Source organism: Lactococcus sp. S64 (genome assembly GCF_016516525.1).
In the GTDB taxonomy this organism is placed as follows: domain Bacteria; phylum Bacillota; class Bacilli; order Lactobacillales; family Streptococcaceae; genus Lactococcus; species Lactococcus lactis.
This window is the reverse complement of record NZ_JACVUQ010000005.1, coordinates 136,446-150,073: the sequence shown is the minus strand read 5'-3', so window position 1 is coordinate 150,073 and position 13,628 is coordinate 136,446. Positions and strand designations below refer to the sequence as shown.

The following is a 13,628-nucleotide window of genomic DNA, read 5'->3' as shown; positions in this document are numbered from 1 at the left end:
TAGATTTTACTGATAAGTCTGTCAGTAAAATTGAAAATTTATCAATAAAAAAAGTTACTGACAGGTTTGTTAGTAACTTTTGTTTTTTTTAAAATTCCATGACCATATTGTACCAAGTTTCTCCACCGAATTTTGACTCGGAAAGTCCTTCGTCAGTAAAGCCGTGTTTTTCATAATAGGGAACTAAATAATCATGGCAAGTAAGACTAATTCCCAAACGTTTTTTCGATTTGGCTTCTTTTTCAAGTAAAAGGAGTAAGTTTGTCGCAATTCCTAAGCCTTGATAATCAGGGTCAACGGTTAAACTGATGATTTTTTGGAAACCACCTGTTTTGGGATTGGCTTCGGTACGTTCAAAAGATTCATCATCCAAGTAACGACCTTCTGTAACAGGACCAGAAACGTAACCTACGACAGTTCCTTCACTATTTCTTGCTGCGATAAAGCTATCAGGAATTAAGTTAATTCTTTCGATCATTGACTCTACAGAGAGGGCTTCATTTTCTGAGAAAGTAGCTCTTTCAATACGGATGACATCATCTATATCATTTGGCATAATTTGAGTATAAGTAATTTCATTCATACAATTAATTCTAACATAGACTGTTCAGAAAGGAAATCAATAATCATCCTTAGTAATTAAAAGAATAAATAGTTTGTCATTTAAAGGATATGAAGTGGTTTAAAAATCTAAAATCTTTAATAAAATAAAGTTTAACTAAATGTTTACTTAAGATTTACAAAAAATTTACATTGAGTTTTGGAGAATGGGATAAAATGAAAGGGTAGTAATCAAACCAATGGAGGTTTTATGAACACAAGCGGAAAAAAATTCCTAGGAATTTTAATTGGAATTTCAGCTCTTTTATTAATTATTGCGTCTTTGGGGGATTTGCAAATTTCTAAAATGGTTATGGATCAAAATTCAATTTTTGGTAATCTTTTTCAGATATTTGGAATGTTTCCGTCAGCGCTTATCCCTTTTATTTCAGCGGAAATTATCTTCATTTATGGTCTAAGACAAGATAATCAACTGACAAAATGGATTTTAGCGATTTCTGGACTTGGCTTTGCTTATTGGTCAGCATGGGGCTGGGTTGATGGTTGGATGTTTTACGGTGTGACCACACTTAATAACATCAAAAATCATCAGCCACTGGGTGCGGCAAATAACAGCATTGGAGCCACAGCGACTTATTCTTTCAGACTTGAAGCACTTTTTACATTTATTATCCTGGTCATCGGGACATTTTTGATTTATAGATGGCTGAGCAAGAAAACTTACGAAGAATTAAGTCAATTGATTATTGTGGCGATTGCTGGGATTGCTGTCGTTTATGCCAGCAACTCAATTGTCAATATGATGAAAGTTAACTGGGGGCGTTTTCGCCCTTATGAGGTTAAGGAAATTGTTTCCTCTACCAAAGGAACGTTCACTAATTGGTGGCATTTGAACGGTCAAACAGGTCATCAATCATTCCCGTCAGGTCATACAATCGCAGCGGCTGCAGCACTCTTTTTACCATTTTTTGCTGACAGAAAAAATCTTAAAGGCCAAAAGATTTTGGCTTACAGCGGATTTGTTTTCACACTTTTAATGATGGCTGCTCGGGTCCGAATTGGTGCACATTTCTTATCGGATACCACGATGTCATTAATTATCGCGTCTTTAGTTACTTTTGTTGCCACAAAGGCAATTGGTTATTCATTTATTGAGGAAGAGTCTCTCAACTAGAAAATTATAAAAGATTACTACAAAAATAACATTCTTTGGGGTGTTATTTTGATTTTGGTTGTAAATTCTTTGTTTTCTGGAGAGATTGTCTTATACTAATGCTAAGAAAATCAATTTTTGAAAGGAATAAAAAGATGAAAACAAGTGATGCTTTGATTGTAATTGATATGCAAAATGAGGTATGTGCGGGGATTTATCGGCGAGAAGAATTAATTGAGCAAATTAATCAACGAATTATTACTTATCGAAAGGCTAAAAAACCGATTATTTTTATCCAGCATAATGATGATGAACTGATAAAAGAAAGTTTTGGTTGGCAAATGATTCCAGAATTGCTGACAGCATCTACTGACAAGTATGTTGAAAAAACGCATGCCAATGGTTTCTATCAAACGGAACTGCAAAAATTACTGACAGACTTGTCAGTAAAATTGATTGAATTTTGCGGTGCTCAAACTGAATTTTGTGTTAACACGACGCTTGTTTTTGCTCATGGTCTGGGCTATCAAAATTGGATGCAAAGGGGGGCAAGTTCAACTTTTGATAGTAAATGGCTGTCAGCAAAAGAAATCGTTGATTTTTATGAAAACCATCTTTGGGATGAACGATTTCTTCAATTCTTAGATTAAATTTGTCAATGATAGATTACAAATGAATTTTAGGTCGGCATGCTTTCTTAATTTGTGGTAAAATAGAGGTGATTGTTAGAGTAGTTTAGGCTATTTAAAACCAAGAACGATTCATTTCTTACAGAAAAGAAGTGAACGAATTTATGAGGAGAATTGGATTAATATGAATAAAAAAATCCGCGTCCGTTACGCACCATCACCAACAGGACTTTTGCATATCGGGAATGCTCGTACAGCCCTTTTTAACTATCTTTTTGCCCGTCATCACGGGGGAGATTTTATCATCCGTATTGAAGATACAGACCGTGAACGTCACGTAGAAGATGGTGAGCGTTCACAACTTGAAAACCTTCGTTGGTTGGGAATGGATTGGGATGAAAGTCCTGAAACACATGAAAACTACCGTCAATCAGAACGTTTGCCTTTATATCAAAAATATATTGACCAATTGTTGACTGAAGGAAAAGCTTATTATTCTTATAAAACGCCAGAAGAACTTGAAGCTGACCATGCGAAACAAGAAGCGGCAGGAATTGCTCCACACTATATTAACGAATATGCTGGCATGAGTGATGATGAAAAAGCAGCTTATATCGCGGAGCGCAAAGCGCAAAATATTGAACCGGTTGTTCGTATCTCTGTTGATGAAAAAGCAATTTATAAATGGAATGATATTGTTAAAGGCGACATTGAATTTGAAGGTAAAAACATCGGTGGAGATTGGGTAATCCAAAAACGTGATGGTTACCCAACTTACAATTTTGCTGTTGTTGTTGATGACCATGATATGCAAATCTCACATGTTATCCGTGGAGATGACCATATTGCCAATACGCCAAAACAATTAGTTGTTTACGATGCTTTGGGTTGGGAAGCACCACAATTTGGTCACATGACTTTGATTATTAATTCTGAAACTGGGAAAAAATTATCAAAACGTGACACAAATACACTTCAGTTTATTGAAGACTACCGTAAAAAAGGTTACATGTCTGATGCCATTTTCAACTTTATTGCACTTTTGGGCTGGAATCCTGGCGGAGAAAAAGAAATTTTCTCTCGTGAAGAATTAATTGAACTTTTTGATGAACATCGTTTGTCTAAATCACCAGCAGCCTTTGACCAAAAGAAATTGGACTGGTTGGATAATGAATACATCAAAAATGCTGATTTTGCTAAAGTATTTGAATTGACAAAACCATTCCTTGTTGCTGCTAATCGCTTTGATGAACGTGCTGAGGAACTGGTTAAACTTTATCAACCACAAATGAAATCAGCAGATGAAATTGTTGAATTAACAGACCTTTTCTATGGAGATTTCCCAGAATTGACTGATGAAGCTCGTGAAATGTTGGCTGCTGAAACAACACCATTAGCTTTGAGTACTTTCCGTGCAAAATTGGCTGAGCTTCCTGAAAATGATTTTACAGTGGAAAATATTTTCCCACTCTTTAAAGCGACTCAAAAAGAAACTGGCGTAAAAGGTAAAATGCTTTGGATGCCAATTCGTATTGCAGCTTCAGGTTCAATGCATGGTCCAGAATTACCAGAAACAATTGCACTTCTTGGAAAAGAAAAAGTATTGGCTCATTTGGACGCTGCTTTAAATAAATAATATAATAAAAAGACGCCGTGTGGCGTCTTTTTATTAAACCAAAATAGAACACTCAGACATTCAAATGGTATAAAATAAGGAGATAAACTAACGAAAAGAGAGACTTATGGAAACAAGACATTTCAAAAATATTATTATTGGATTCGGTAAGGCTGGTCGAGCTTTGGCAAAAACATTGTCGCAGCACGGAGAAGAAGCTCTGATTATTGAACGTGACCAGGCGATGTACGGCGGAACTTGTCCCAACGTTGGCTGTGCACCTTCTAAAACTCTAATTGTTGCCGGACAAAAAAATATGAACTTTTCAGAAGCAATGGCTACTAAATACAAGGTTCGTGAAATTTTACACAATGGAGCCTATCACGGGGCAGCTGACGAACCATTGGTTTATGTCATGGATGGAATTGCGCGTTTTATTAATCAAGAAACCCTTGAGGTCGTTAATGGTGACAAGATAAGCAAAGTGATTGGAGAACGCATTTTCATCAATACGGGAGCAACTCCAGTGATTCCCGAAATTTCAGGAATTCAAGAATCCAAAAATGTAATTACATCTGAAGGAGCGATGGAACTTTCTGAACTTCCAAAGAAATTAGTTATCATCGGCGCGGGCTATATTGGTTTAGAATTTGCCGGAATGTTTAATAAATTTGGGTCTAAGGTCACAATTTTAGAACCTCATTCAACATTTTTACCCAAAGAAGACGACGATATTTCAAGGGAAATTTTTAAAGATTTAAAGGCTTCAGGAGTTGAAATTCATCTTGGGGTTAAAGTTGAAAAAATTACTGACAGCGAAGTTTTGGCAGGAGGTCAGACCTATTCAGCTGACAAGATATTAGTGGCAACAGGTCGCAGGCCTAATATTACTGACTTAAATTTGGAAAAAGCTGGTGTTGAACTTTCAGAAAGTGGTTATATTAAAGTTGATGATGATTTAAAAACAAGTACAGAAAATATCTGGGCACTTGGTGACGTTCGGGGAGGTGGACAATTCTACTATCTGTCAACAGATGATTTTCGGATTGTCAATAATCAATTGTTTGGTGATCACTCGCGTAAATTAAGTGACAGAACACTCGTGCCCTATTCTGTTTTTATTAGTCCAACCTTATCTCGAATTGGCTTGGATGAAAAACAAGCGAAAAAAGCTGGGGTTAATTATCGTTTATTTAAGATGGCTGCGGCACCAATTGTTAAGTCTAAAGTTGTTCAAGATACTCGCGGAATTCTTAAAGCTCTTGTTGACCCAAAAACAGATGAAATTCTCGGTGCAACTTTATATCATGAAGATTCTCATGAGGTCATCAATCTTGTAAGTTTGGCTATGAAAATGCATACGCCCTATCAAATTTTACGCGACCAAATTTTCACTCATCCAACAATGGGCGAAGGTCTGAATGATTTATTTCAAAATGAAGTGAAATAAAAGTTACTGACAGCTTTCTTTTATGAGTGAGTATCGCACAAAAAATTTCTGTCAGTAAAAAAACTCGTCATTGACGAGTTTTTTTAATTATTTGAATTGATCAGCAGCTGGAATATGGCTGTCATGGAAATATTGTTCTGATAGTTTTTTAAGTGTGCCGTTATCATAAAGTTTTTTGAGTTCAACATTCAAATCTTTTTGCAACTTGCTTTGGCTGTTATCAAGAATAAAGTAATCATAAGTCTTAAATTCTGGTTGTTTATCCAAGTCTGTTGGAACAGTATCCACTAAACCTGTGATTGCATGTTCTTTAATCAAATTTTCTGCGGGTGCTTTAGAAGCAAATAAGAAATCAATTTGTCCACTAGAAACAGCAGATAAACGGTCGGCTAAAGGACGTTGGCTGTATTTTACATTGATTTTTTTGTCTGGATGATTTTTGTTCCAGCTTTCAAACATATCACCATAGTTGGTTCCAGCAGGAATTTCTGTCGTTTTACCAGCAAGTTGAGAGATTTTTGTAATATTTTCTTTAGATGTTGAGAAAATCGCATCAATTCCTTGGCGAACAGGATAGCTAAAGAGATATTTTTCAGAACGTGCTTTTGTCTTACCAAAATTATTTGCCGCAATTTGTGCACGACCACCGTCTAAAGCAGCTAAAATCGCACTATCTTCATAGACTTTAAAGTTGAATTTATAATCCTTCATGTCTTTGTCAGCAGCTTTTAAAATATCATATTCAAAACCAGTCATTTTGCCATTTTCGCTGTATTCATAAGGGACAGAAGCGGCAGAAGTTGCAACAGTTACGGTTGTTACTTTATCTGTTGATTTAGAAGATGAATTATCTTTTGACGAGCAAGCAGCAAGTAAGCCAATTGAGGCAATTCCAACTGTTGCAAGAGTCAACAATTTTATTTTTTTCATATCAATTTCTCCTCAGAAATTTCGTCAGCTCAGTTTTTATTTTAAATTTGGAAGTTGGTTACGAGTGAGCTGACTTTTAATATAGACATAATATTAACATAATCTTAAAAAAACCACCATAAAAAAGATTTATGACGGTTTTTTAACTTTTATATGGTTCCGTTAGCGAAAATTTCAAAAATTTTCTTATCAAAATGCTCAGTTTCCCAAGTACATTCTGGGTGCCATTGGACAGCAAGCACATGTTTTTCTTTATTTTCAATCGCTTCAACTAAGCCATCGTTTCCATGAGCAATGGCCGTCAAGCCTTGGCCCAAATCTTTAATGACTTGATGATGGAAAGAATTAACCATATAATTTTCAGGCAAGAAGCCCAAGGCACTTTCTTTTTCAACACTAATATGATGAGTTGGAATTTCTTGTGGTGTTGGACTTTGGAGATGTTTTATCTGACTTGAAGTTTGACTCAAGTCTTGATAAAGACTTCCGCCAAAATAAACATTGAGTAACTGTAGGCCACGACAAATGCCCAAAATAGGTTTATTTGCTTCTAGAGCAGCTTTGATTGTGGCAAGCTCAAAACGGTCACGAATCGGATCAGTTGTTCCTAATTTAGCATTAGGCTCCTCACCATATAGATAAGGACTGACATCTGCCCCACCAGTCAGTACAATTTTATCTACCAGTGTCAGGTAATTTTTTATATTTTCGGTTTTGTCAACAGGAAGAATAATCACAGTATGACCTAAATCCTGAAAAACATCAATAAATGATTGACGAGTATAGCTTACTTTGTTCCACCAAAAGGGGGATTGTTCAACTGTATTGTAAGGAGTTCCAAGAATTCCAATAATTGCCATCTTATTTTTTCACACTTTCAATAGGAATAATGAGTTTGGATTGAGATAAATCAATCTCGTAAGTCACTTTACGATTATCACGAACCGTATGTTCAAAGTCAGTACTATAGAGTATGACCCGAAGTTTATCCGCTTTTTCTAAATGATAAATCGTTGGTTGTAGTTCAAATTTGAGCGTAAACCATTCGTCAGCTTTTAAATCACTGACCGTCAGTAAATCTTTGTTTTGGAGATTGGTAAATCCTTTAGTGACCAACTGATAAGGACTTTCGACAAGAGGAAGTTCAACCAAATCATCTAACATGAAGTTTCGGCCACGGTCAAGAACTTTAAAATCTTTTACTCTTGCTTTATCTTCCAGCCGTTTTTTGGGACCAAAATCAAGAATTTGAGCAGATAAGAGCCCTTTACTATCATTTAATTTTAGTCTGATTTCTAGTTCAATTGGACCATTAATTGTTAACTCAGAAGGAAGTTCTAAATCAATGACAGCTTCGTTAGCTTTATTTTCAAATAAATCTTTTTTAAAGACATTGAAATCTTTAGAATACTTTTTGAAGCTTTCATCATCATAGTGGTTATCAAATTGAGCAAAAGAAACCGCCGTTTTCCCAAGAGGGAGTTTGAGCTGGTCATCGCCCCCAAATTTACTGACAGCTGACCAAACTTGTTCTTTAGAATTTTCCTGTAAAATAACGGGTGGAAGATTTAAATTTAAATCTCTATCTAATAATTTGGCAGAGAAATAAGCATTGATTGTCTCAGAAAAATCAATGGATTGCCAAGAATTCATATAAATATGAGCCCCACGATGTAAAAAGGCATGCTTGGCATGACCTTCTGGCAGAGCCTGCCAAAAATTATAAGCTTGTTCGGGTGTAACATTCCAGTCTTGTAAGCCGTGAACAATTAGGACGTCAGCTTTAACTTGGTCAGAATTGATTAAATAATTTCGGTCATGCCAAAATTGATTGTAATCACCAGACTTACGGTCTAAAGCAGTGGTCATTTCTGCTAAACGTTTTTCGTATTCAGCATTTCCGTTTAAATAATCAGCACCATCAAGATTTCGTGAGTAAGTCAGTGCAGCAAGCACATCTAAATCTTCACCAGGAAAGCCACCAGGAGAACGGACAAGACCATTTTCACGATAGTAATTATACCAAGAAGAAATTCCAGCTTCAGCTAAAATGACTTCAAGTCCATCGACTCCAGTAGTAGCAGCACCATAAGCCATCGTTCCTAAATATGACTTTCCAGTCATGGCTACTTTTCCGTTTGCCCAAGTGGCCTTAATTTCATGCGTCTTTTTACGAGAAGTATAGGCACGAGTTCGGCCATTTAACCAATCAATGACAGCAGTCATACTATAAATTTGCTGATAATCGCCTGAAGTTTGGAAGCCATTTGAGCCACGCGTTCCAACACCAGCCACATAAATAGAAGCAAAACCACGCGTCAAAAAGTAGTCATTTAAAGAATAAGTCCAACCATGAGTAAAGCGATAAGGTGCTTTATCTACAATAGGAAGTTCTTTGGTTTCAGACGGACGTTTTTGTGGAAGCTTTCCTTGGACATGAATTTTGTGACTGTCCTTTTTTTCCAAATCAACATTCATTTCATGAAGCGCTAAATCATTTGCTTTCTCATTGATTCCCAAATGATAAGGACTTGCGGTCATCACAACCGGAAGCTTTTCTGTACTTTTTGGACGGATAATTTGAATTTTAATTAAGTCATTTTTTCCTTTTTGCTCAGTATCAACTGGACTTTCAACCCAAATGACCTCACGTTCAAGGAGCGAAGAATCAAAAGTTGCCAATGATTTGTCATTGAAAAAGTGATAGTGATTATCCAAAGGAAGAAGACCTTCTGAAACCCAATGTTCAACAAGAATCATCCCGCTTTTACGACGGCTACAAAGTAAATAGTAAAAAGCAGAGATGATAGTTTCAGTTGTCATTTCAACATCCCTTTGAGGAAGATTAAGTTTTTTAGCAAATTCAGTTGCTTTTCCTATTTCAAAATCAAAATTTGGAACAAAGTCAAGAAGTTGCAAAGCAATATTCCAGAAAATTTCCCAATCTAATTCAATAGAGGATTTTAAGAATTCAATGACATCTAGCTCAGTATTTGCTTGTAAAACAGTCATATCAGTAGGACTTTGAATGAGAAAATCTTTTAAAATTTTCTTTTCATCCCAAAAAACAGACCAACGAAACCCAAGCTGATCAAGTTCTGCTAGTTGTTCATCAAAGTTTTTATCAACAATTGAAAAATGATTAAAGCGCATCTTAAGTCCTCCATAAAAAGCATGATAATTCTTTTAATTATAGCAAATTTTCAGTAAATAATCAGACTAAAAGGGTCTAATTTCCAATGAATATTTGAAGCAAGCGCGCTTTTCTGATATAATAGCTGAGGTTATTATATTAAAATCAAATTTTGGAGGGTTCCATAAAAAATGGATGTTACATGGACAGTGAAATATATCACTGAATTTGTCGGAACTGCGCTACTCATCATCATGGGTAATGGTGCGGTTGCCAACGTTGAACTTAAAGGTACAAAAGCTCACGCACAATCTTGGATGATTATTGGTTGGGGTTATGGACTTGGTGTAATGCTACCAGCAGTTGCTTTCGGTAATATTACTTCACAAATTAATCCAGCTTTCACACTTGGACTTGCAGCCTCAGGACTTTTCCCTTGGGCACATGTTGCTCAATATATTATTGCGCAAGTTTTAGGTGCGATGTTTGGACAATTATTGATTGTTATGGTTTATCGCCCATACTATCTTAAAACACAAAATCCAAATGCTATTCTTGGAACTTTCTCAACAATCGATAATGTTGATGACAATGATGAAAAAACTCGTTTGGGAGCCACAATTAATGGTTTCTTGAATGAATTTGTTGGATCATTCGTCTTGTTCTTCGGAGCAGTTGCTGCGACAAATATCTTCTTTGGTAGTCAATCAATTACTTGGATGACAAACTACTTGAAAGGTCAAGGAGCAGATGTTTCTTCATCAGACATTATGAATCAGATTTGGGTTCAAGCCTCAGGAGCTTCAGCTTCTAAAATGGTTGCTCACTTATTCTTAGGATTCCTTGTTATGGGACTTGTAGTCGCTCTTGGCGGTCCTACAGGACCTGGTTTGAATCCAGCGCGTGACTTTGGTCCACGTTTGGTTCACAGTCTCTTACCAAAATCAGTTTTGGGTGAAGCAAAAGGTTCTTCTAAATGGTGGTATGCATGGGTTCCAGTTTTGGCACCAATTCTTGCATCACTTGCAGCCGTAGCTCTATTTAAAATGATTTATCTTTAAAAAATAAAAAAAATACTGACAGAATTTCTGTCAGTATTTTTTTTATTTAAGCACAAGCGCAATTACTAACCCAAAGAGATTCCAAAGAAGATGGACGCTCATATTAAGATAAAAATTGCGATATTTAGCATAAAGGCTGGTAAGCACGAGACTCATTAAACCGTAAGTTAACCAGCTGTAGAGGTCAGTAGGACCATGCATGTAAGCAAAAAGGAGCAATGCCGTTAAAAAAGCAAAATATTTTTGATTTTTGAAAATGACTTCAAAAATTCCTACCCGATAAACAAGTTCCTCTAAAAAACCAGCAGCAAGTGTTTGGGTCGCAAAGACAGCAATTGGAATCACTTTTTGTAATTCGTTTAGTGAATCTTGATTACTGGTTGTTGGACTTTGATTGATAATTTGAGCAAAAATTCCTGTCAGAATAGAGACCAGAAAAAGCAAAGCAAAACCAATTATTATTTTTAAAGGAGGAAAATATTTCCAGCTTATTTTAGGGATGAGTTCAGCTTTACGAGCAATCAGATAAGAAGAAATAATCGTAAGTAAAAAGATAATGAAAAAGATGACGGTATCTAAGGTTGTGAAATGGTGCTGATAAGCAAAAATGGTTGTCGCAAGCATTGGTAAGTTAGATAAAATAAAGAGCACCAACCAAACTGATTTGTGATAAGCAAAAATTAATCCAACAATCGATAATACGAGAGCTGTCATTAAAAATGGCAAATGAAAAATACTGACAGATAGGGCTGAAAAAAGTAGCGCCAAAATAATTACAATTACCCAACGATATTTGGCTAATGATTGAAGTTTTTCTATATTAAACATGTCAATATTATAGCATAGTAATAGCTGTCAGCAGAAGAAAATATTTCATTTTTGTTGATAACTTTTGTTAATCTGAACTTGAATAAATTGTAGTAAAATAGAGCTACCTCAAAAATGTGCATATCTGGCAACCACACTAAAAGGTCAGTCTAACTTTGTTCGTACCTAGATATGTACTTAAAACTATCCTTAAAAATGCCCATGGTTAACGACTATGAGTTTTTTTATTGAGATTTTAAAATTACACATTTAATGTAGAAAGAAAAACTAAAAGATATAAATCGTTGATAATTTCCTTGAAATTTGCGAAAATAAGAGATAGTTATTTGTAAATGTAATCAATGGAGGCTAAAATGAGCGAGATTATAAATCATATTACCGCTTTTCAACCAGTCTATCGTGTGCTTAATCGTGAAGAAAATTTAGATTTCTACCGTGAAGTGCTTGGCTTTAAGGTCTTGGTAGAAGAAGGCGCAATGGTATGGCTTGGTGGGCATGAAGCGAAAAAAGATCGGTTTCAATTAGAAGAATCACCAGGTTTTCGTCCTGTTGAAGGATTGAAAAAACACGGGCAAACGGTGATCAAAGCTAATTCATCTGAGATTGAGCAATTAATTGTTCGTAACTTGGACAAGATTTCTAAGGTCTATAAAGGAAAAAACGGCTTTGCTTTTTCAGCACTTTCGCCTGAAGCAGAACTTTTTTTGGTAACATCAGATTTACTGACAGATTTATCATCACTGACAGAAATTGATAAATCAGAAATTGAGCTTGAGGAAGATAAAACTTTTAAAGGTTTGTCAGATTTTGAAATTATAGCAATGGATTTGAATGTTGCTGACCAATCAATTATTGAATTTTATGAATCAGTTTTTGGTCTTAAAGCAATCAATAACCAAATTGAATTTCCTTTTGTAACTTTGACTTTTAGTGTTGAAGAAAGCGAAGATTTAGCTGCAGGAACCGATGAAGTACTTGACCTTGAGTTTTTAGTGTTCATGATTGATAAAGATTTTGATTTGAAAGATTTTGCTCATCAATTTTCTGATGTGGACGGAACATATTTGGATGGCTCAGCTAAAACTTTTTCATTAGAAGTTCCTGACCATGTAGAACTTTGGTTTGTAAAATAATAATTTTAAAAAAACTTGTTAATTTTTGACAAGTTTTTTTACTCAAAATAAATCAGAAACGAAGGTTGAAACATGAAAAATCAACAAGAATTTTTAAAAATAATCGAAGATTATATTGAGCGTGACGTTTTCCCAGGTGTCAATTTCGCAATTATTGAAGGAGAAAAAGTTAATGAGTATCTTTTAGGAAATTCAGCAATTTATCCTAAAACAATCAAGCTCACTCAGGGAAAAAAATGGGATTTAGCTTCTTTGACAAAAGTAGTGGGCACCGGAACAGCCGTCATTAATCTTGTCCTAGCAGGAAAGTTAGAAATTGATGCCCCTCTTCAAAAATATTATTCTAAATTTACTGACAGAAGCGTCAGCTTGCGGCAATTACTGACACACACTTCTGGTATTGATCCTTTCATAAAAAATAGAGATAAGCTAAACGCAAAAGAACTGACAGAAGCAATTAATCAGATTAAAATTACTGACAATAAGACCTTCAAATATACAGATATTAATTTTATTTTACTAGGTTTTTTATTAGAAGAATATTATGGAGAAAGTCTGGATGAAATCTTTTACAAACAAGTATTTGAAGACTGGAAAATGACTGACACAAGTTTTGGACCAGTAGAAAATGCAGTCCCAACAAGTCAAAATATCCCAGTAGGAACAGTTCATGACCCTAAAGCTCAAGTTTTAAAAAATCATTGTGGCTCAGCCGGCTTATTTTCAACGATGTCTGATTTAATTTTATTCAGTCAAGCTTATTTTCAAGAAGAAAAATATTTAAAGCTGACAAAAAATTATGCTGACGGAGATAAAAAAAGAAGTTTGGCTTGGGACTTACTCGGGCCAAATGATGATTGGTTGCTTCATACTGGTTATACCGGAACTTTTCTGTTAATTAACCCTCACATCAAAAAAGCAGTCGTTTTCTTATCAAATCGTGTCCATTTAAAAGATAATCGAGAAAAATGGATTGAAGAACGTGACTTCTTGATAAAATTTTTAATCAGCCATTTGACCTTAGATTAAGACTTAAATAAAAAGAACTGTACTGTTTAGTTTACAGTTCTTTTTTAGTTATTGCTGACAGACTAAAAAAATAAATGGCTGGACTCAAATAGTTTACATTTAGATT

The 13,628-nt window shown here is 35.2% G+C and carries 12 protein-coding genes; 7 read left to right on the top strand and 5 right to left on the bottom strand.

The window, feature by feature from the left end; translation table 11 throughout:
- Window positions 1-88 precede the first annotated feature (88 nt).
- Window positions 89-583: a GNAT family N-acetyltransferase gene (locus IAE51_RS07320; RefSeq protein ID WP_012898594.1), complete on the bottom strand. Its 495-nt coding sequence runs from the start codon at window positions 581-583 to the stop codon at window positions 89-91.
- Between the two features lie 228 nt (window positions 584-811).
- Here IAE51_RS07320 and IAE51_RS07315 point away from each other — a divergent pair, with 228 nt between their 5' ends.
- From IAE51_RS07315 to IAE51_RS07300, 4 genes are all read left to right on the top strand, one after another.
- Entirely contained in the window at window positions 812-1,735 is a 924-nt protein-coding gene (locus IAE51_RS07315) for a phosphatase PAP2 family protein (protein ID WP_200095101.1), read from the top strand.
- A 98-nt stretch (window positions 1,736-1,833) separates the two neighbouring features.
- Entirely contained in the window at window positions 1,834-2,364 is a 531-nt protein-coding gene (locus tag IAE51_RS07310; protein ID WP_074453830.1) for a cysteine hydrolase family protein, read from the top strand.
- Between the two features lie 163 nt (window positions 2,365-2,527).
- Window positions 2,528-3,979 (top strand): glutamate--tRNA ligase, encoded by a 1,452-nt coding sequence (gene gltX, locus IAE51_RS07305; protein ID WP_010906290.1) that lies wholly within the window; start codon window positions 2,528-2,530, stop codon window positions 3,977-3,979.
- Window positions 3,980-4,085: 106 nt separating this feature from the next.
- Window positions 4,086-5,408 (top strand): FAD-dependent oxidoreductase, encoded by a 1,323-nt coding sequence (locus IAE51_RS07300; protein WP_004254437.1) that lies wholly within the window; start codon window positions 4,086-4,088, stop codon window positions 5,406-5,408.
- Window positions 5,409-5,495: 87 nt separating this feature from the next.
- Here the strand turns inward: IAE51_RS07300 and IAE51_RS07295 are convergent, their stop codons facing one another.
- The 3 genes from IAE51_RS07295 to IAE51_RS07285 form a co-directional block, all read right to left on the bottom strand.
- Window positions 5,496-6,338: an amino acid ABC transporter substrate-binding protein gene (locus IAE51_RS07295; protein WP_039116268.1), complete on the bottom strand. Its 843-nt coding sequence runs from the start codon at window positions 6,336-6,338 to the stop codon at window positions 5,496-5,498.
- 149 nt (window positions 6,339-6,487) lie between these two features.
- A complete protein-coding gene (locus tag IAE51_RS07290) occupies window positions 6,488-7,198 on the bottom strand; it encodes a gamma-glutamyl-gamma-aminobutyrate hydrolase family protein (RefSeq protein ID WP_012898590.1) in 711 nt (236 codons plus the stop codon).
- Window position 7,199: 1 nt separating this feature from the next.
- Complete coding sequence (locus tag IAE51_RS07285; RefSeq protein WP_058203724.1) at window positions 7,200-9,491, bottom strand: Xaa-Pro dipeptidyl-peptidase; 2,292 nt, start codon at window positions 9,489-9,491, stop codon at window positions 7,200-7,202.
- A 171-nt stretch (window positions 9,492-9,662) separates the two neighbouring features.
- On the opposite strand from IAE51_RS07285, the gene gla reads away from it, so the two are divergent.
- Window positions 9,663-10,532 (top strand): aquaglyceroporin Gla, encoded by an 870-nt coding sequence (gla, locus tag IAE51_RS07280; RefSeq protein WP_012898588.1) that lies wholly within the window; start codon window positions 9,663-9,665, stop codon window positions 10,530-10,532.
- Window positions 10,533-10,574: 42 nt separating this feature from the next.
- On the opposite strand, the gene IAE51_RS07275 is transcribed toward gla, so the two are convergent.
- On the bottom strand, window positions 10,575-11,360 hold the full coding sequence (locus IAE51_RS07275) for a CPBP family intramembrane glutamic endopeptidase (protein WP_058204403.1): 786 nt from the start codon (window positions 11,358-11,360) through the stop codon (window positions 10,575-10,577).
- Between the two features lie 353 nt (window positions 11,361-11,713).
- On the opposite strand from IAE51_RS07275, the gene IAE51_RS07270 reads away from it, so the two are divergent.
- Entirely contained in the window at window positions 11,714-12,493 is a 780-nt protein-coding gene (locus tag IAE51_RS07270; RefSeq protein ID WP_010906285.1) for a CppA N-terminal domain-containing protein, read from the top strand.
- Between the two features lie 72 nt (window positions 12,494-12,565).
- Window positions 12,566-13,522, top strand: a complete 957-nt coding sequence (locus IAE51_RS07265) for a serine hydrolase domain-containing protein (RefSeq protein ID WP_200095100.1) — start codon at window positions 12,566-12,568, stop codon at window positions 13,520-13,522.
- The last annotated feature ends 106 nt before the right edge of the window (window positions 13,523-13,628 follow it).

Coding starts and splice junctions, on each gene's coding strand:
- IAE51_RS07320 (WP_012898594.1), bottom strand. CDS start 583: ATGAATGAAATTACTTATACTCAAATTATGCCAAATGATATAGATGAT.
- IAE51_RS07315 (WP_200095101.1), top strand. CDS start 812: ATGAACACAAGCGGAAAAAAATTCCTAGGAATTTTAATTGGAATTTCA.
- IAE51_RS07310 (WP_074453830.1), top strand. CDS start 1,834: ATGCTAAGAAAATCAATTTTTGAAAGGAATAAAAAGATGAAAACAAGT.
- gltX (WP_010906290.1), top strand. CDS start 2,528: ATGAATAAAAAAATCCGCGTCCGTTACGCACCATCACCAACAGGACTT.
- IAE51_RS07300 (WP_004254437.1), top strand. CDS start 4,086: ATGGAAACAAGACATTTCAAAAATATTATTATTGGATTCGGTAAGGCT.
- IAE51_RS07295 (WP_039116268.1), bottom strand. CDS start 6,338: ATGAAAAAAATAAAATTGTTGACTCTTGCAACAGTTGGAATTGCCTCA.
- IAE51_RS07290 (WP_012898590.1), bottom strand. CDS start 7,198: ATGGCAATTATTGGAATTCTTGGAACTCCTTACAATACAGTTGAACAA.
- IAE51_RS07285 (WP_058203724.1), bottom strand. CDS start 9,491: ATGCGCTTTAATCATTTTTCAATTGTTGATAAAAACTTTGATGAACAA.
- gla (WP_012898588.1), top strand. CDS start 9,663: ATGGATGTTACATGGACAGTGAAATATATCACTGAATTTGTCGGAACT.
- IAE51_RS07275 (WP_058204403.1), bottom strand. CDS start 11,360: ATGTTTAATATAGAAAAACTTCAATCATTAGCCAAATATCGTTGGGTA.
- IAE51_RS07270 (WP_010906285.1), top strand. CDS start 11,714: ATGAGCGAGATTATAAATCATATTACCGCTTTTCAACCAGTCTATCGT.
- IAE51_RS07265 (WP_200095100.1), top strand. CDS start 12,566: ATGAAAAATCAACAAGAATTTTTAAAAATAATCGAAGATTATATTGAG.